This window comes from Hwanghaeella grinnelliae (assembly GCF_004005845.1).
In the GTDB taxonomy this organism is placed as follows: Bacteria; Pseudomonadota; Alphaproteobacteria; order UBA8366; family Aestuariispiraceae; genus Hwanghaeella; species Hwanghaeella grinnelliae.
In genome coordinates this window covers 1,563,214-1,581,885 of the sequence record NZ_SADE01000001.1, presented here as the reverse complement: position 1 = coordinate 1,581,885, position 18,672 = coordinate 1,563,214, and the positions used below count along the sequence as shown (strand labels likewise).

Genomic DNA, 18,672 nt, shown 5'->3' with positions numbered 1-18,672 from the left:
CCTCTCCAACCTAATTCCCGGCACTGCACGAAAAGGCAGCACCGTTGCTTCGTTTCAACTGGTTCGACGCGCTTGGCGCCGCCTCGCGACTATAAGGGACCCGGCGGGCGCGAACAAAGGCGGAGTCGCCCCCAGAATTCGAAAAGCTGTGGATAAGATAAAGAAAAACGCAGGGCCGAAGCCCTGCGTTTCCCAAACCAACCGGAAATTCCGGAAAAGCTTACTTGATCAGGGTCGCGGACCACTTACCGCCAACGACCGTGTTCTTGGAGAAGGACCCCTGGACATCGCCGTTAGCGTCGAAATCCTGCGGACCCGCGCCACCGACATAGTTCACATCCTTGCCTTCACCGATGAGCTTCTTCGCCTTTGCCCATTCGCCCGGCAGGATGACCTCACCCGGCGCGTTGGCGACTTCGCGCAATGCCGCGGCAATCTTGCTGCGGTCCGCGGAGCCGGCCTTTTCGATCGCCATGGCCATCATGAAGGTCGCATCATACGAGTTCGGCACGAACGGATCGGCTGCCGGCACACCGGCTGCTTCGGCCAGGGCCTGCCAAGCCTTGTATGCATCCGTCGTATCGTCGGAAGCGGAGGTGGTGAAGGTTGCATTACCCAGGTTTTCCGCACCGATCTGGTCGATGACTTCCTGGGCCAGCATGCCATCGGCACCGATGAAGGTGTCGAAAGCACCGGTTTCAAGCGCGTTCCGCATGATGGTGATGCCGCTGGAACCATAATAGGCGAACAGCGCCAATGCGTTGGTTCCTTTGGACAAGGTCTGTACTTCGGACCGGTAGGAGGCCTTGTTCGGCTCATGCGCTTCCATGGCGACGACCTTGCCGCCCTTTTCCTCATAGACCTTGGCGAAGACCTGAGCGATCGCGGCGTTGTAATCGTCGTTCGCATAGGAAACGGCAATTTCCTTGATGCCGCTGGCCAGCGTCAAATCGGCGAGCGCGACACCCTGATAGGCATCGGAAGCCGCCGCCCGGAAGACCAGATCCGTGCCGGATTCCATCGAGGTGATGGCCGGTGAGGAAGCCGAGACCGACAAGGTGACGACACCGGCCGGGATCGAGACCGATTCGGCTTGGGCGATCGTGGCACCGGAGCAGACCGGGCCAAGGATGCCCAGAACCTGATCGACGTTGATCAGCTTGGTCACGGCGTCAACGGCCGCAGACGGGTCGCAGGCGCTATCCGCGCGGACAACTTCATAGCTCTCGCCCAGGACACCGCCCTGTTCGTTGATATGCTTCGCGGCGAGATCGACGGCCGCAACCATCGGCGCCACCAGATCGGGGATCGGACCGGTAACGGCCATTGCGTTACCGACCTTCACCTGCGCCTGGGCGCTACCGGCCACCAACATGGCGGCGGCAAGGCTTCCAAACAGTATACGTTTCATGACTCTCATTCCCTATTCCCCGCTCGCTTTGCGTTCCTGCCCGAAACGGCGGGTCGTTTTTCCGGCAGGATCCCACCTGGGTACTTCTGCAATACTAGTTGCAAGAGCAGCCCAATTAAAAGCATCCGAAGGAAACCGGCCCTGGTTTGCAGAATAGCCGGATCCCAATCAGAGAAAATACTCGCGATGACGTCGATGCTGCCCTTGATCATCAGTTCCGATCCGGACCACAGCACCCAAACCAGGAAACCACCCAGGATCGCCCCCCGGTTGTTGCCAGAACCGCCGGCGATCAACATGACCCAGACCAGAAAAGTCATCTTGGCCGGGTCGAAGGTGTTCGTCGGCTCGATCAACCGCAGATGCTGCGCCAGCAAGGCGCCGCCCATGCCCATGATGACCGCGCCCAGAATGAACGCCTCGATCCGGCGGCCGGTCACGTCCTTGCCCGCCGCGCGTGCGGAAACCTCATTATCGCGAATGGCGGCCATCATCCGGCCCCAGGGCGACAGGCGCGCGCGTTCCAACAGGAAGTAGAAGATGAACATGATCACCAGGACCGTGGCCGCGAAGAACGGCTGCCACCACCAGGCCGGTAAACTGTCGAAGAAGCTGACCCAGCCCTCGGGCGTATTGAACATCGACATCGGCCAGGAGGAATAAAACCGCTCCTCCGTCAAGTGTTCCCACGTACGCGGGATCTTGTTTATGCCGCGCGGCCCATTGGTGATATCGGTCTCATTCTTGATCACCAGCTTGATGATTTCGGCGATGCCGATGGTCGCGATAGCCAGATAGTCCGCGCGTAGTCGGATACAGATCGCCCCGATCACCGCGGCGACCATGCCCGAGACCACCATGGCAACCATTTCGCCGATCACCAGCGGCAGGCCCAGACCGCCATAGTGAAACGGGCTGTCAGCCGTGGTCAGCAACGCATAGGTATAGGCGCCCAGGGCCGCGAAACCCGCGATACCCGCGTTGAACAGGCCCGCGAACCCCCATTGCGCGTTCAGCCCCAACGCCAGGATGGCATAGATGCCGCCCATGGTGAGCAACGACATCGCGTAGAGGAAATATCCGAGCATTTGATCCATATCTCGACCCTCCCCCTAAAACACTTTGCCGCGGAACAGACCGCTGGGCCGGACGATGAGCATCACGACCATGATCATGAAAGCGATGCCGCTCTTGTAGCCGGGGCTGATCAGCGGCGCGTCCCCGATCCAGGGATAGGCCACCAGCTCTTCCGCCAGTCCGATGATCAATCCGCCCGCGACCGCGCCAAAAGGTCGACCGATGCCGCCCAGGATCGCCGCCGCGAAAATCGGCAGCAAAATCCGGAAGCCCATGGTGGATTCGATGAACTGCGTATCCATGGCCAGGAAGACGCCTGCGGCGACCGCGCAGAAACCGCCGATCACCCAAATATTGCGGATTACCGATTCCACATTGATGCCGGACGTGCGCGCCAGGTCCGGATTGTCCGAAACTGCCCGCATCGCCTTGCCCATCCGCGTGCTGGTCAGGATGTAATTGAAGGCCAGCATGATGACGATCGTGCCGACCATGATCAGCAGGTGCTTGTCCGGCACCAGGATCATCATGCCCATATCCGAGGTCGCCTCGCGGATCGCCCCGTTCGGTTTCGCGATACCCTTCACAAAGGTGATCTGGTTCGGGCCCCAGATGACCTGCACCAGACTGCGCAGTACCAGCATCATCCCAAAACTTGCGATCACGACGATGATCGGCGAGCTTTTCCGGAACGGTCGATAGAAATAACGATCAACGAAGACCGAAACCCCGATCGCGATCACGACAGCCGGAATGGCCGCGACCAGCGGGTGCAGCGCAAGACCGGCACCGGTCATGAAATCCATGAAAGTCCAGGTCAGGAAGGCACCCACCATCATCACCTCGCCATGAGCGAAGTTCGCAAAGCGCAGGATGCCGAAGGTCAAGGTGACGCCGATCGCGCCCAGGGCATAGATACAGCCCAGGACCAGACCGGGGATGAAATAGAAATTGACGAATTCCAGCATTATTCCGCGGCCCCCGATCCGTCACCCGCGGCCGGCTTGCCGCCGCCCAGGAACATTTCCGCCACTTCCGGATCGTCGAGCAATTCCTGGCCCGTCCCGTCATGCCGGTTGGTGCCGTCGACCAGCACATAGGCCCGGTGCGCGATGCCAAGCGCCTGTTTCGCATTCTGTTCGACCATAAGAATGGCAACGCCCAGGGCGTTGATTTCCCGGACGATGGAAAAGATCTGATCCATATAGAGAGGGCTGAGCCCCGCGGTCGGTTCATCGAGCAACAGCAGTTTAGGGTCCAGCATCAGCGCGCGGCCCATGGCCACCATCTGACGCTGCCCGCCCGAAAGCGTGCCCGCCGCCTGTCGGCGCTTTTCACGAAGCGGCGGGAACAGGCCATAGACCCGTTCCAGCGCATCGGAAATATCGTCGTTGCGCAGATAAGCGCCCATTTCCAGGTTTTCGTGAACGGAAAGACTGGGAAAGACGTTTTCCGTCTGCGGCACATAGGAAACGCCGCGCTGCACCACTTCGTCGGGACGCAGGCCGGTCAGATCCTGGCCATCGAAAATGATCTTTCCGCCGCGCACGTTCAGCAGACCGAAGACGGATTTCATCGCCGTCGACTTGCCCGCCCCATTCGGGCCGACGATCACAACCACTTCGCCGGGCGCGACCTCCATCGACACATCGTGCAGAATATCCGCTTCCCCATAGCCGCCGGTAACGCCTTGGAGATGCAGCAAAACCTCGCTCATGCAACACCCTTCATCACAAACCCCTTTTCGGCCACCTTCCGGCATCGGCATGCCGAATGCCGTTTCGCCGGAACCGAAATCACGCCTGCCTACTCCGCCGCTTCATGCGCGGAACTTCCCAAATAGGCCTCCAGCACACGTTCGTCGGAGCGAACATCCTCGAATTTTCCTTGGGTCAGGACGCTGCCCTGCGCCATGCAGACCACCGGGTGGCAAAGCGAGGAAATCAGGTCCATGTCGTGTTCGATGACCGCGAAGGTGTAACCCTTCTCCACATTCAACTGACGGATCGAATCCGCCAGCTTCTTCAACAGGGTGCGGTTCACACCGGCGCCGGGTTCGTCCAGCAGCACGACCTTGGCATCCGTCATCATGGTCCGGCCCAGTTCCAGTAGTTTTTTCTGGCCACCGCTGAGATTGCCGGCCAACTCGTCCCGGATATGGGTCAGTTGCAGGAATTCCAGAACTTCTTCCGCCTTGCGCAGGACCTCGGCCTCTTCCGCCCGGACCGCACCGGGGCGAAACCAGGTGTTGAAGATGCTCTCCCCCATCTGTCCCGGCGGAACGACCATCAGGTTTTCCAGCGAGGTCATCTTGTCGAATTCATGCGGAATCTGGAACGTCCGCACGATACCCTTATGGAACAGCTTGTCCGACGACAGCCCGGTGATGTCCTCGCCCTGGAACAGGATCTTTCCGGATGTCGGCGCCAAGGCCCCGGCGATCATGTTGAACAGAGTCGTCTTGCCGGCCCCGTTCGGGCCGATCAAACCGGTGATCGAACCTTCTTCAATGGTGAAACTGCATCCGGAAACGGCCTGCACGCCACCGAACGACTTCGATACGTTCTCAATAGTAATCAAGAAACGAGTTACTCCCGGCTCCTAGACTTGCCGAACGCTCCCTTCCGGTTTTCCGGATAATCGACCGTTCAAGCCCCCTGTTGTTGCGGCCGGTTTGGATGCACCCGCCACTCTATCTTTGAATCGCTTATAGCCCCATGCGCCGGGCCGCGAAAGCCCCTTTCATGGCCCCGGCGCCCGTCGCCAAACCGCTCACGCGGGCTTGTTTGGCGGGCTGCACCGGACTGGAGTACCGTTCCCGGAAATCCGCCCCGTTTTCATGGAAGACTAGGCTAGAACATGAACCTCTATGACCGGTTCCGCCACCCCGTCGAACGGTCCCCCGGTTTCGACCCGATACCCGTCAAACCGCGCCTTGTCGCGGTGAAACAACAGGCGGTGGCTGAGGGGAAACGCTTGACCGGGCAGGCCGACCCGGCCCGGCGCAAACGCCTGCCGCCGGGACAGGAACGCGTAACCTCCTTCCCGGTGCTCGACCTGGGCAGCCGCCCGCTGATCGATCGTAATAGCTGGTCGATCACCTGGGGTGGGCTATGCGCCGCCCCCGGGAAACTGGACTGGCAGGAATTCAACAACATCGGTCCTGTGGACAAACTTTGTGACATCCATTGCGTCACAGGCTGGTCCCGGTTCGACAATCGCTGGCGCGGCATCCTGATGACCGCGCTTCTGGACCGCGCCCGACCGGCACCGCAAGCGACCCACGCAATCTTCAAGGGGCATGACGGGTTCGGAACGGCGCTGACCCTCACCGACCTGAAACAGCCCGACGTGCTTCTCGCCACCGATTGGGAAGGCCGGCCCCTCACCCGGGAGCATGGCGGTCCGGTACGCCTTGTCGTGCCGCATCTGTATTTCTGGAAAAGCGCCAAATGGGTGAAGCAGATCTGGTTCACCGAGGGTGATCCCGGTGGCTATTGGGAAAACCGCGGCTACCACCATCGCGGCGACCCATGGAAGGAAGAACGGTACGGGTGACTATCGCGCCCGACGCGCTATGCCTCTTCAGGCTGCTCCAGCTTTTTCGGGATGATCAGCGTCGCGGTCGTTCCCTTGCCCAGATCGGAGTCGATCTTCAGGTCGATTTTCAGCAAATCCGCCAAGCGGCTGCAGATGCTGAGGCCGAGGCCCGTTCCCTTTGTTTTCTGCGAGGTTGTCGCGCTGCCGCGCTGGTAAGGCTCGAAGATATTTTCCAAGTCATCCGCGCCGATACCTTCACCCGTATCCGCGACGGTAACGATGCGGGCATCCGAATCCGGGTCATCCGATATCGTGATCGATACCGTACCCTTGCCCGATGTGTACTTGAAGGCATTGGAGATCAGGTTGGTCGTGATGAGGGAGATACCGTGCCGGTCGGATACGACAGTCGGGTCCGATACATCCTTGTGATCCATGGAAATCGATATCGCCGGAAAACTCGGACGAAACATATGCAGCGTCTCATCCAGCATGGTGACCAGGTTCAAAGGCTCTGGATTGACCGGGAACTGCCCGGCCTCGATCCGTGACAGATCGAGTAGGTCGTCCACCAGTTCCAGCAAACGTTGAGCCGAGGTGTTGATATCCCCGCCATAGGACCGGAACTTCAGCGCCGCCAGTTCCTGCGTCTCATTCGAGGATAGCACTTGTGAGAAACCGAGGATGGCGTTCAGCGGCGTCCGCAAATCGTGGCTCATCCGCGCCAGGAAGTCGGACTTCGCCCGGTTGGCGTCCTCTGCCTTGCGCTGCGCCTGTTGCAATTCCCGCGTCCGCTCGGCAACCCTGTCTTCAAGCGTGCGGTTGAGTTTCTCCAGATCCAGCATCGCTTTTTTCAAGGAAGAGACGTCCTCTTCCACAACGATGATACAAGCATCCCCGTTTATCGGGTCACGGCCCAAATGCAGATCGATCCGGTGCCAAATTCCGTCGGGCGTCAGTCGGACTTCGTATTCGCCTGATGGTTCGCCGCCCATTTTCGCCCGGTCGAACAGGGCGCGGCCAAGATCACGGTCCTTGAACCGGGTCAGAAAATGATTTTTCTCCTCGACCTTACCACCCGCGATTTGGCTTTGCTGATTACCATAAGCATATATGGCCGCCGGATTCATCGAGAGAAGCTCTCCGTCCAAACCGAAATAGCTGATCATCACCGTGGTATAGCGAGTTGCCTCGACAAGTCGGCGGTCCGACACTTCCAAGACCTGATTATCGATCTTGTGAACCTCGAACATGATCCCCTTGCGATTGTCGGTATCGATACGGACCGGCGTCATCCGTCCGCGGACCGGGGTCGGCACCCCTTTGGGATAGAGGGTCCAGGTATCTTCCACGCTATCGCCGGCTTGCGCCGTATCGACGACTGCACGCAAACGCTTTCGGACGGTTGCGCTGTCGGCGGAATAGTCGCGCGCCAGCAAGGCGTCCAGCGACTCCGCGTTCCAAAATTTCAAGGCTGCATCATTCGCCCACCACATCGCATGACGATCGACGTCGAATATCCAGATCGGCAAAACCGACCTTTCAAACAGCGTCAAGGCATCCGAGGTTGGGAACACCCAATGGTCTTCTCGCGGTGCGCGGTTCGCCTTAGCCATTATTGGAATGGGCCCTTGAATAAAAGTAACAGCTCATCATCTCATACAGGGCGGATCGGTCCAGGGACGGAATATCCGCACCCCATCGTTATCGTTGAATATTAGGGCTTTGCAAGCATCACACGCCCCTTAAGCGCGCCACATTAGCCCTTTGAAAGGGGCCCTGACCAAAAAATCTTAAATCCACCCTCGTATGCACGGGCGTAGGACTATATAGTACGCACCCCCGGCGTACCCACACGCCATATGTAATTTCCCTCTAAACCCCTTGGGTGGAGCCGAATGACGCCGACAATCCGTGTGCGCGGCGCGCGCGAACATAACCTGAAGAACGTAGACGTTGACCTTCCCCGCGACCAACTGGTGGTAATCACCGGTCTCAGCGGGTCGGGTAAATCGTCCCTTGCCTTCGACACGATTTATGCGGACGGCCAGCGCCGCTATGTGGAGTCGCTCTCCGCCTATGCGCGCCAGTTCCTTGAAATGATGCAGAAACCGGATGTCGACCTGATCGAAGGTCTGTCGCCCGCGATCTCCATCGAACAGAAGACCACGTCCAAGAACCCGCGTTCCACCGTCGGCACGGTGACGGAAATCTATGATTATATGCGTCTGCTTTGGGCGCGGATCGGCGTGCCCTATTCGCCCGCGACGGGGCTTCCGATCGAAAGTCAGACCGTCAGCCAGATGGTCGACCGGATCGTTGCCATGCCGGAAGGCACGCGCCTGTTCCTGCTGGCCCCCATGGTGCGCGGGCGCAAGGGCGAATACCGCAAGGAATTTGCCGACCTTCAGAAACGCGGTTTCCAGCGCGTGAAGGTCGACGGGAAAATGTACGAGATCGAGGAAGTCCCAGCCCTCGACAAGAAGCTGAAGCACAATATCGAAGTGGTGGTCGACCGCGTCGTCGTTCGCGAGGGCCTGGAATCACGGCTGGCGGATTCCATTGAAACCGCCCTGGAACTGGCCGATGGCCTGCTTTTCGCGGAAAACGCGGAAAATGGCGAACAGACGATCTTTTCCGCCAAGTTCGCTTGTCCGGTTTCCGGATTCACGATTGAGGAAATCGAACCACGCCTGTTTTCCTTCAACAATCCCTTCGGGGCCTGCCCGGCCTGCGACGGGATCGGCACGGAAATGACCTTCGACGCGGAGATGACGGTGCCCGACCGGTCCCTGTCGCTCGCCAAGGGGGCGATCGCACCCTGGTCGAATTCCTCCTCGCCCTATTACACCCAGACGCTGACCTCGATCTGCGAGCATTTTGGCGTCAGCATGACCGATGCCTTCGAAAAACTGCCGGAGGACGTGCAGGATGCGATCCTTCACGGCACGGAAGAGAAGATCAAATTCCGCTATGACGACGGCATGCGGTCCTATTCGACGACCAAGGGTTTCGAAGGGGTCATCCCCAACATGGAACGCCGGTTGAAGGAAACCGACAGTTCCTGGGTCCGTGAGGAACTGTCCAAATACCAATCCTTCTCGGACTGCGCCGAATGCGGCGGCTATCGCCTGAAGAAGGAAGCCCTGGCCGTGAAGGTCGGGGACAAGCATATCGGGGAAGCATCCAGGCTTTCCATTCTGCATGCGGCCGAATGGTTCACCGGGTTGGAAGAACATCTGACGCCGGTGCAAAAGGAAATCGCCTATCGCATCCTGAAAGAAATCAACGAGCGGCTGGGCTTCCTGAACAATGTCGGCTTGCAATACCTGTCGCTCAGCCGTAATTCCGGCACCTTGTCGGGCGGGGAAAGCCAGCGTATCCGCCTCGCCTCGCAAATCGGGTCCGGCTTGACCGGGGTTCTCTATGTTCTGGACGAACCCTCCATCGGCCTGCATCAGCGCGACAACGACCGCCTGCTGGCGACGCTGAAGCGCCTGCGCGACCTGGGCAACACGGTGATCGTCGTCGAACATGACGAGGAAGCTATCCGCGCCGCCGACTATCTGGTCGATATGGGGCCGCGCGCCGGCATCCATGGCGGCCATCTGGTCGCCGCCGGCCTGCCCGAGGAAGTGATGCAGTGCGAGGAGAGCATCACAGCCGCCTATCTCACCGGACGGCGGGAGATTTCGGTACCCAAGACGCGCCGGCCCGGCCATCCGCGGCAGATCCTGGAAGTGACGGGCGCGACCGGCAACAACCTGAAAAACATTTCCGCGGAAGTCCCGCTGGGCACGCTGACCTGCGTGACCGGTGTTTCAGGGTCCGGCAAATCCACCTTCGTGATCGAAACCCTCTATGCGGCCCTGGCGCGCGACCTGATGAAGGCCCGCACCTCGCCGCAGCCGTATCGGCGGATCGACGGAACCCGCTATATCGACAAGGTCATCGATATCGACCAATCGCCGATCGGCCGCACGCCACGGTCCAACCCGGCGACCTATACCGGCGCCTTTACACCGATCCGGGAGTGGTTCGCGGGTCTGCCCGAAGCGAAGGCGCGCGGCTATCAGCCGGGCCGGTTCAGCTTCAACGTCAAGGGCGGAAGGTGCGAGGCCTGCCAGGGCGACGGCGTCATCAAGATCGAGATGCACTTCCTGCCCGACGTCTACGTCACCTGCGACCAATGCAAGGGCAAGCGCTATAACCGCGAAACCCTGGAAATCCAGTTCCGGGACAAGTCGATTTCCGATGTTCTGGACATGACGGTCGATGAGGGGGCGGAGTTCTTCAAGGCGGTGCCGATCATCCGAGACAAGATGGTGACACTGCAACGGGTCGGCCTTGGTTATATCAAGGTGGGTCAGCAGGCGACGACGCTTTCGGGCGGTGAGGCCCAGCGCGTGAAACTGGCCAAGGAACTCAGCCGCAAGGCGACGGGCAAGACACTGTATATCCTGGACGAGCCGACCACGGGTCTGCATTTCGAGGATGTGCGCAACTTGCTGGAAGTGCTTCAGGCACTGGTCGATACCGGCAACACGGTGCTGGTCATCGAACACAATCTTGAAGTCATCAAATGCGCCGACTGGGTGATCGATATCGGCCCGGAAGGCGGCGACAAGGGTGGCGAAGTCGTGGCCCAGGGCACGCCCGAAGACGTGGCCGCCGTCGACCGCAGCCATACCGGCCAATACCTGCGGCCGTATGTGAAGGCGAAACCGGCAAAAGCGAAGAAAAAAGCGGGCTGATAACAAGCGGCCATTCCGGGGTTTCAAATCGGAATGGCCGCTATTCACGCCCGATGCTTGTGGGACCGGTCGGCGGTACGGCAAACTCAACCCCGACCCGACCCTCAGTTTTTTTTTCGAGAGATCCCCACCATGACATCACAATTCGACGTCGCCGTTATCGGCGCGGGTATGATGGGCAGTGCCGCTGCCCGGCATTTGGCATTATCCGGCGCTTCGGTCGCGCTGATCGGCCCGCCGGAGCCGAAGGATACCGCCAGCCATACCGGTGTTTTCGCCAGCCATTACGATCAGGCGCGGATCACCCGCCGGGCCGACGGCCAGCGGGACTGGTCGCGCCTTTCCATGGAATCCGTCGCCCGCTATGCGGAAATCGAGGAACAGGGCAAGACGCGCTTCTTCCATGAAGTTGGGTCCTTGATCGCGGGTCCCGCCGACCCGAACAATCCGGTCAGCACCTTCATGCTGGACTCCAGCGCGGTCTGCGACGCCCACGGCATCGCGTACGATTACCTGGATGAAGCAGCCCTACAGCAGCGCTTTCCCATTTTCGCCTTTCCCGAAGGTGTCCATGCTGTCTTTGAGGCAAAGAACGCCGGCTACGTGAACCCGCGCGCCCATGTCCGCGCGCAGATCGCGGCAGCGGAAAGCCTGGGCGCGACGCTTTTCCCCGTTGAAGCCGCCCGGGTCGAGGAATTAGGCGATACCGCGCGCGTCCATTGCGCGGATGGGTCTAAGGTGGAAGCAGCGAATGTCATCGTCGCCTGCGGTGGTTTTTCCAAGGCGGAAGGATTGCTTGCCCAGCCGATCCCGCTGAAGGTTTACGCACGGACCATCGCCTTGCTGGAAGTCGACGCGGCGGAGTCGGAACGGTTGAAAAACATGCCGACCCTGATCTACGACGCGCCCGACAGATCGTTGGACTCCTATATCCTGCCGCCGGTCGCCTATCCCGACGGCAAAACCTATCTGAAAATCGGTGGAGAGCCGGAAGATGTGGTGCTGGACAGCATCGACGACATCAAAGAGTGGTTCCGGTCCGGTGGAAACCCCGATGTCGCCGCCGGCCTGGCCGATGGCTTGCGCGGCATCATGCCCGGCCTGAGGGATGCGGGCGTGACCTGCGGAAGCTGCGTCACGACCTATACGGAAACCGACCGGCCGATCATCACCCGGCAGACAGACCGCATCACGACGCTGATCGGCGGCAACGGTTCCAGCGCGAAATGTTCCGATGAACTGGGCCGCATCGGCGCGGCCGTCGCCCTGGGTCAGGATTTAGGGGGCAATAACGGCGCCGCCGCCCTCTACGAAACGGATTTCAAACCTTAGGACTCGGGGGTGGCCCGAGGGTGGTTCCGGGGCGGTTTGGAGGCGGCTTTGGGGGCTGTTCGGCTAACGGCCCCTGCGCCGGCCACGGTATGCCGCGGCTATTGGATTTTCAAAACCTGGACGGCAGGATCAAGCTTGATTTTTGAGGCGCAACTCAACAAGAACTGCTTCAAATCCTGCCATGTTCCTTTGGTAATAGCTTTGGAAGAATTGAATTTGAGGCGCTTGCCATATTCGTTTCGAAAGTCTTCTTTCAAACAAGGAACAATATCAAAGAGCACCAGTTCATTTCCCCCGGCATAGTGACCGAGCAGTACATCACTGACCTTCACGTTTGTAGAGAATAGATCGATGAACTGTATTCTTTGTTCCAATTCCTTGAGCGCGTGAAACACAATGAAATCTTGATCGAGTTTCGCGGCCGAAAAAAGCAATCTATCTCTGCTGGAGATCGTTCCGCCGTTGATCCATTCCACGATTTTGTCGACTTCCTGGGCGCTCAGCTCCAACTCTTCGCTCGGTCCACTCTTCTGAGCTTTCTTGACCCCCTCCTCAAACGACTTATAGCCTTCAACGCCTAGCGTCTCGCGAAGCTCTGCCAAGTCGTTTGCATCCAGTTTTTGTGTCGGGCCGATAAACTCGAAAACATTGAATCCTTGGTGCTTCAGAACATACTCGCCCTGTGTATCGAGTCTCAGATACGTTCCGGCCAAATCCGGTGCGTTTTGCGGAAGTGAGAACTTCTTTTCCGAGTGTATTCTCACGTCCTGGCCTTGTTTGCAGCCGAACAATGCGACCGCAACAATCATAAAACAGACAGTGGCTGTCAGTTTCCTGATCGGAAGACCAAAGGGCCTTTCGCTATCGTGTCGCATGTAACTCATCACAAACTCACCAAGTGTTTCCAAAAGAAGCGCCTGCACTAAAACCATGCGTTCGACTTGCAGGCAACGAAAAGCGCGCTTTTAACTCTTCACAGCCTGCATTCGCTATCTTCATGGCTCTTCAGTCAGCGCGAGGGCGATGTAGGTCTTGCCGTCGGACTTGAAGAGGCCCCTGTCGCGCAACACCTCGTTTTAGGCGGCGAGTTTCTTTGCATCCGCCGCCACCACGTCGCGATAGTTCGTGATGTCCCGGTCGGTGAAGATCACCTCGAACATCTCTGGCGCGACGGCGGCGACGGAGGTGCCCGACAGCGTGCCCACCTGCATCAGCCATTTGCCGGCGGTCGCCTTCGCCCGATGGGCGAACGAATTGTCAACCGGTCAGTCCCGGCAGAGCGGCGCGCATCTCCTCTGTCAGCACAGCGTCACCAAACCGTCTCCGCAACAGGATGAGCGGCGCACGCATCATGTTTTCGCGGTGTTCGACCTTCTCGAACAACCGGCCGCTTATATAGAAAAGGTACTGCAGAAGTCCTCGCGCGCGTTTGGTGGACAACATCATGATTACAGCCTGCGCCCGAATTGACGGTTTCGCCGGATCGGTCAGAATCGGTTCGAAGAAAACGATCGTCGCTGGGCGTGAACGGTAGAGCTCTCGTTGGGTTTTCTTCAGGGCGTTCCTGTTGTTGGCCGCCAACAACATCTGACATTGCAGTACCAGAACATAGATGTGGAAGTCGGACCCCTTTTTCGCCAGATTCCGCGCCTGCTCCAGACACTCCTGCGCTTCATCGAACCGGCCGTTGAAACTGCGCAATTGCCCCACCACCGCGAGTGACGCGGCAACCTTCGTGCTGCCGTCATGCGCAGATTCGGCCAGTTCCGTTGCCATGCTTCCATAGCCGGAATTTAGGAAATACAGCAGTTTCGCCGCCATGATCGAATAATCGGGCCGCGTCTGCGCGAAAGGCAGCGTTTCCAGGACAAGACGTTCGATCTCTCGCTCATCCTCCTCGCAATTCTGCTCCCCCTTGGCAAAAAGCTCAGGCCCCAGCACGACGTATTTGCTGTGCAGATGGTTCGCGTACATCAGCTTGGTTTCGTCATCTTGCGGATTGTCTTTCAAAAGCTCCCGCAACCGATTGTCCGCATCGCGCCAAGTCTTGTCCTTTTCGTCTTCGGTGTTGAAAACATCGTTCATCGCAACCGGCAGCGGGACGTCTTCGCCTCGCGTCGCCTCGGACTTCCATACCTTCGCCAGAAGGATCGGTGCGAGACGGTCGATTTCTTTGAAATGCCGCTCTTCCAGTCGAGCGCCATGCGTCAGGTCGATCCTTTCGGCCGCAATCAAGGTACCGGCAGCAGTGGACTTCACGGTCAGGACGCATCCCATATTGCTTCTGTTCGACACGGTCGTGATTTCGAACAGGTAACGAGGCCGCGCGGCCCCGGCATAGCCCGCATCGTAGTAGTCGGGATCCAAAACGACGTGTTGATCCCCACGGCAGTGATCCTGCAGCGCCGCCGTCAAATGGTCCGCAAGTTCAAGGATGGTTGTTCTGACCTCTTCGGTCGGGAAAAATCCCCGTATGGGCCCGACCACGTAGAATGTCGGCGTCTCGTCCGTGGCCAGGTGCCGCAAATCCGAAAGCCAGACATATCCTTCGCCGTAGCGGCTGCCGATATACTGCGGGTTCCTGGCATCGTCCCCCAACTTCCGCCGGATGCGGTTGATCAGGAAATCGACGGTACGGTCGTTCTTCTCCGATCCCGGTTCCGAGAGGGCATCCAGGATCTGGCTGCGGGTAACGACGGCCCCGGGCTGAGCGGAGATGCAGGTCAGGGCCTTGGCTTCCGACCGCGTGAAGGCGATCTCCTCGCCGTCGGTCGAGCGTGCCCAGCGGAAATCCGGGGAAAACCGAACATGCCTGATCGTCTTCATCGTGTCCCTACTCCCCCCTCACGGCGCGGACTTGCCGTAGGCGGCTCTTCCGAGACCGACGCGGCCACCAGGCCCCGCAAGGGACCAATGCAAAAAAGCTAAATAAGTAGAAAGACCCTGTCTAGGCATGCGTGGAGATACCGTCTTCCTCCGGCCGTGTCTCCACCGGGACATGTCAACAGCGGTTGAATTAACACGCGGTATTTCAAACATTTCTACAACATTTGTTGTTCATGAATGCCTTCTTCACGCGCACGAAAAACCGTGCCGGCAAAGGGGGTTGTGTGACTGGCGACAACAATGGACAGGTCGGACCGACGGGACGGCCAAACGGATCTCGAAAATTACATGGACTTGGTATAGCCGCGCTGGCCGGCGCGGCCGCCATATTCGGCAATTCGGCGGCTGAGGCGGCCAACGTGGACGTCACGCGTTTCGATACCGTGGTCTTCGACATTGCCCCGAGCGGCGTGAACACCTTCACATACAACGCCATCCCGCCGACGATCAGCGGCCAAGACTTTTCGCTCGAGAGAGTCTCCGTCGAGGTCATTCAGTATGTCGGCCTTCGGGTCGATGCCCCGAAGAACATCACCTTAGTGCCGCCGGTCTCTATCCCGACAGCCTACAACTTTTCTTACCTGATCTCGCAGGACTTCTCGCCCGCACTGTTCGGCAGCACCTTTCCCGACGGGTTCGAGACCGATCTCGGCCCCTCGGTTCTCGCCTCGGGCGTGGCCACCGGTCAGGGCGGCACGGCCACTATCCACCCGATCTCCTTCAACTATTCCTTTTCCTTCGATGCGACGAGCGACCTCATCGGCCACGTCCCCACTTCCAACGGCGGCGTGGTTACCGGCCCGCTGGAGGAATTTCTGAGCACCGATTTCCATGATGAGATCAGCAGCATGGTCTCCCTTTCCGCCACGCAGGTATCGGGGGTACAGCCGACGGAGCTACTCGCATTTTTCGGCGTGACCTCCTTGATCATCCGCTATGACGGCGTGCTCGAGCTCGAAGACGGCCAGGACGTGCCGGACGGCCTGATCGAGGAAAGACCTGAAACGCCGGACGTCACGGTGAGCACCGTTCCCCTGCCCGCCGGCCTGCCGCTCCTCCTGGCCGGGCTCGCGGCGCTGGGATTGCTCTCGCGGCGGAGAGCGGGCGCCGCAACCCGGACCTGACCGCCGGCGTCCCAAGCCGAACGAACCACCCAATCAATCCTGTCCAATTCGGAGAAAAGAAAATGTTGAAACCGATATTTGGGGCCTTGGTGATCCTTGTTGCCCTTTCCGTGAATGCCAAAGCTGCCACTTACAATATTGCCGGTAGTTTCGACGGCGGCCTTCTCGGGCTCGTGGAGTTCGATTTCGATGTCAGCGGGGATTTCTCCACAGACATTCCAGCGACCGCAATCGCCAGTGAAAACATCAACCTGCTGACAAGTGAAGGCGCAGACTTCACACCTTCCGGCGGGCTTGGTTTCGAATTTTTAGATGATCCAAATGGCGGCATTTTTGCTTTTGGCGGTTTAGGGTTAAGCGTTCGCGGCTCAGGACCAGGCACGAACGATTTTGTCGCGGCCATCTTCAGTTTCTTTAATACTCCGTTCCTCGAGCTAATTGTAGATACGTCGGAATCTGTAGGCGGCGGCCTAGGGTCTCCCAATGCTCTGACCCTGACTGTTACTGAAATCAGCGCTGTTCCCCTTCCGGCGGCCCTGCCCCTGCTGGCGACGGCGCTTGGTGTCTTCGGCTTCATGACCAGGATCAGGCAGCGCAAAGCGATAAAGACAAGTTGACCCCTTTGGGTAGGCCTCTCGCCTCAAGCCTTCGGACTTCCCGTCGCTAAAGACTTGAAGAGGCCCAGTGTGCAATCACCTTGCCGTCGGTCGAACACGGCATTCTCGAAACTTGCGGCGGATGAAAAACGATATCCGAAAAAGGTCTGGCGCGCGTGGAACTTCATTTCTATGACGACACCCTTTACGCCGCCATCGGGCTTCTCGGTGTCGTGCTCTACGTATCCGCCTATGCCGCGCTTCAACTCGGCCTCGTTGCCGGACAGACCTATCGGTATTCAGCTCTCAATCTTGCGGCCGCCTCGTGCGTGCTGTTCAGCCTGATGGCGGATTTCAACTTGTCCTCGGCCCTGATCCAGACCTTTTGGATCGCCCTGAGCGTGGTCGGCATTTCCCGCCTGCGTTGGATTGCCGCCAAAGTGAAGCTGACCACGGAGGAGGCCGATTTCCTTCAAAACAAATTTCCGGCCTTGAGTAAATCGGCCGCGCGCAAGTTCCTCGACAGCGGATGCTGGGTCGACGCCCCCGCCGGCGACAAGCTCATTATCGAAGACCAACCCGTCACGGAATTGGTCTATCTGGCGAAAGGCGAAGCGGAAGCCAGTTTCAAAGGAAAGCGCGTTGGCGTCTGTCCAAAAGGCGCCTTGATCGGCGAGGTGACCTGTCTGACCGGGGCGCCCGCGACGGCGTCCATTACGACAACAACACCCAGCAGATATTTCTGCATAGGAACCGGCCGGGTGCGACAGCTTTACCGCCAAAATCTTGAAATTCGATCCGCGCTGGATTCCGCCTTTGCGACGGATACGGGACTGAAGCTGAGAGAAGCAAATCGATCCATTGATACCTGTGCTTTCGAGCATGCAGCGGAGTAGTCGAAGACCAAGAGATCGGCCCCGGGCAGCCTCCATGCGAAGAGGAACACCAGGGGTTTGTGAGCGTAAATACCCTGGCGGGCCGCCGTCTCATGCGCCTGGCTCAGGCGCATAGGCCGCGCTCCCAAAACTTGCACAAATTGAACAAAGGAGAGTTTGTAATGAAGATCTTTAGTGCGCTGATTTCCGGTGCCGTCCTTGCACTTGGGCTAACAGCTGGGACCGCCAATAGCGCTTCCATCCTGACAATCGACTTCATTTTTGAAATCGACGAAAACGCCGGCAACAATCCCCGTGGTGAGGCCTTCGGCTTGGACTTCTCAGACGATCCGATTGGGCTTGGTTCGATTAAAATCAATCTGGACGTCCCCGCCGCTTCCTCTTCCAGCACAAAAAGCAATTACACGGATGCGATCGCGGGATTCACCTTGGGGGACAAGGACTTCGGCAACTTTGCCGCCGGTACGAACGCAGTGTCAATCAATGATGGCCAGACGGTACCGTCACCGGGCTCCTTCTTCGACGTCGACTTCAAGGACGGCTTTTCCGCTAACCTCAGCCTCATAAACGACACCGATGGAGTCGATGAAGCGCTCCTCATCTTGGAAATGGAACGCAGCTATGTTAGCGGCAGTTCGAATCCACCGATAACCACAAGCACGAATTTAGCTGAAATCCTCAAAATCGCGAATGACGGCGCGATAACCCCAACGAGTTCGAACCTTCTACTGTTGTATTTGACCGGCACCTACAACCCAGTTGACGGTGGTTTTTCCGCCACGGGAGAGAACGGGTCGTTCGATGGCATCGCGGCAAGATTCTCCTTCTTCCCGCAGCCCTTCTTGCAGGACTTCCCGGATGGCCAGGAACCCAGCTTCGCGACATTGCCGCCGCCCACCGGTGACGAAGGTAATGAAACGGTAAGCACAGTGCCCATACCCCCCGCCCTTCCATTGCTGGCAGTTGGGCTTGCTTCGCTTGGTCTGCTCTCGCGACGGCGCCGCACTGCCGCCTAGTGGATTAAAAAATGGTATGCTGCGTATATGCCTGGAAAGG

Annotated in this window: 16 protein-coding genes; 7 read left to right on the top strand and 9 right to left on the bottom strand. The window is 58.8% G+C overall.

Going from position 1 to position 18,672, the window contains the following annotated elements; genetic code table 11:
- Positions 1–220: 220 nt before the first annotated feature.
- The 5 genes from EOI86_RS07300 to EOI86_RS07280 form a co-directional block, all read right to left on the bottom strand.
- The gene (locus tag EOI86_RS07300) at positions 221–1,411 is read right to left on the bottom strand and encodes an ABC transporter substrate-binding protein (RefSeq protein WP_127764428.1); all 1,191 of its coding nucleotides are present in this window, start codon (positions 1,409–1,411) and stop codon (positions 221–223) included.
- Between the two features lie 5 nt (positions 1,412–1,416).
- Positions 1,417–2,508, bottom strand: a complete 1,092-nt coding sequence (locus EOI86_RS07295; protein ID WP_127764427.1) for a branched-chain amino acid ABC transporter permease — start codon at positions 2,506–2,508, stop codon at positions 1,417–1,419.
- Between the two features lie 15 nt (positions 2,509–2,523).
- Positions 2,524–3,456, bottom strand: a complete 933-nt coding sequence (locus tag EOI86_RS07290; protein ID WP_127764426.1) for a branched-chain amino acid ABC transporter permease — start codon at positions 3,454–3,456, stop codon at positions 2,524–2,526.
- A complete protein-coding gene (locus tag EOI86_RS07285) occupies positions 3,456–4,205 on the bottom strand; it encodes an ABC transporter ATP-binding protein (protein ID WP_127764425.1) in 750 nt (249 codons plus the stop codon). The genes EOI86_RS07290 and EOI86_RS07285 overlap by 1 nt, the downstream gene beginning before the upstream one ends.
- A gap of 89 nt (positions 4,206–4,294) precedes the next feature.
- Positions 4,295–5,068: an ABC transporter ATP-binding protein gene (locus EOI86_RS07280; protein ID WP_127764424.1), complete on the bottom strand. Its 774-nt coding sequence runs from the start codon at positions 5,066–5,068 to the stop codon at positions 4,295–4,297.
- A gap of 279 nt (positions 5,069–5,347) precedes the next feature.
- On the opposite strand from EOI86_RS07280, the gene EOI86_RS07275 reads away from it, so the two are divergent.
- Positions 5,348–6,046, top strand: a complete 699-nt coding sequence (locus EOI86_RS07275; protein ID WP_127764423.1) for a molybdopterin-dependent oxidoreductase — start codon at positions 5,348–5,350, stop codon at positions 6,044–6,046.
- Between the two features lie 17 nt (positions 6,047–6,063).
- Here EOI86_RS07275 and EOI86_RS07270 read toward each other — a convergent pair whose 3' ends face one another.
- Positions 6,064–7,644 (bottom strand): sensor histidine kinase, encoded by a 1,581-nt coding sequence (locus EOI86_RS07270; RefSeq protein ID WP_127764422.1) that lies wholly within the window; start codon positions 7,642–7,644, stop codon positions 6,064–6,066.
- 282 nt (positions 7,645–7,926) lie between these two features.
- Here EOI86_RS07270 and uvrA point away from each other — a divergent pair, with 282 nt between their 5' ends.
- Together uvrA and EOI86_RS07260 are read left to right on the top strand one after the other, a co-directional pair.
- Positions 7,927–10,782, top strand: a complete 2,856-nt coding sequence (gene uvrA, locus EOI86_RS07265) for an excinuclease ABC subunit UvrA (RefSeq protein ID WP_127764421.1) — start codon at positions 7,927–7,929, stop codon at positions 10,780–10,782.
- Between the two features lie 132 nt (positions 10,783–10,914).
- Positions 10,915–12,114 carry an NAD(P)/FAD-dependent oxidoreductase gene (locus EOI86_RS07260; RefSeq protein ID WP_127764420.1) on the top strand — a complete coding sequence of 400 codons (1,200 nt, stop codon included), beginning with the start codon at positions 10,915–10,917 and terminating at the stop codon, positions 12,112–12,114.
- 98 nt (positions 12,115–12,212) lie between these two features.
- Here the strand turns inward: EOI86_RS07260 and EOI86_RS07255 are convergent, their stop codons facing one another.
- From EOI86_RS07255 to EOI86_RS07250, 3 genes are all read right to left on the bottom strand, one after another.
- Complete coding sequence (locus EOI86_RS07255; RefSeq protein ID WP_127764419.1) at positions 12,213–13,046, bottom strand: hypothetical protein; 834 nt, start codon at positions 13,044–13,046, stop codon at positions 12,213–12,215.
- Positions 13,047–13,190: 144 nt separating this feature from the next.
- Positions 13,191–13,325, bottom strand: coding sequence for a hypothetical protein (locus EOI86_RS24880; protein WP_275668581.1), 135 nt, complete (start codon positions 13,323–13,325; stop codon positions 13,191–13,193).
- Between the two features lie 46 nt (positions 13,326–13,371).
- Positions 13,372–14,940: a winged helix-turn-helix domain-containing protein gene (locus EOI86_RS07250; RefSeq protein WP_127764418.1), complete on the bottom strand. Its 1,569-nt coding sequence runs from the start codon at positions 14,938–14,940 to the stop codon at positions 13,372–13,374.
- A 233-nt stretch (positions 14,941–15,173) separates the two neighbouring features.
- Here EOI86_RS07250 and EOI86_RS07245 point away from each other — a divergent pair, with 233 nt between their 5' ends.
- The 4 genes from EOI86_RS07245 to EOI86_RS07230 all read left to right on the top strand — a co-directional run bounded on the left by EOI86_RS07245 (position 15,174) and on the right by EOI86_RS07230 (position 18,632).
- Positions 15,174–16,124 carry a VPLPA-CTERM sorting domain-containing protein gene (locus EOI86_RS07245; RefSeq protein ID WP_127764417.1) on the top strand — a complete coding sequence of 317 codons (951 nt, stop codon included), beginning with the start codon at positions 15,174–15,176 and terminating at the stop codon, positions 16,122–16,124.
- A 62-nt stretch (positions 16,125–16,186) separates the two neighbouring features.
- Positions 16,187–16,741, top strand: a complete 555-nt coding sequence (locus EOI86_RS07240) for a VPLPA-CTERM sorting domain-containing protein (RefSeq protein ID WP_127764416.1) — start codon at positions 16,187–16,189, stop codon at positions 16,739–16,741.
- 155 nt (positions 16,742–16,896) lie between these two features.
- Positions 16,897–17,616, top strand: coding sequence for a cyclic nucleotide-binding domain-containing protein (locus EOI86_RS07235; RefSeq protein ID WP_127764415.1), 720 nt, complete (start codon positions 16,897–16,899; stop codon positions 17,614–17,616).
- Positions 17,617–17,675: 59 nt separating this feature from the next.
- Positions 17,676–18,632 carry a VPLPA-CTERM sorting domain-containing protein gene (locus EOI86_RS07230; protein ID WP_127764414.1) on the top strand — a complete coding sequence of 319 codons (957 nt, stop codon included), beginning with the start codon at positions 17,676–17,678 and terminating at the stop codon, positions 18,630–18,632.
- Positions 18,633–18,672 lie beyond the last annotated feature (40 nt).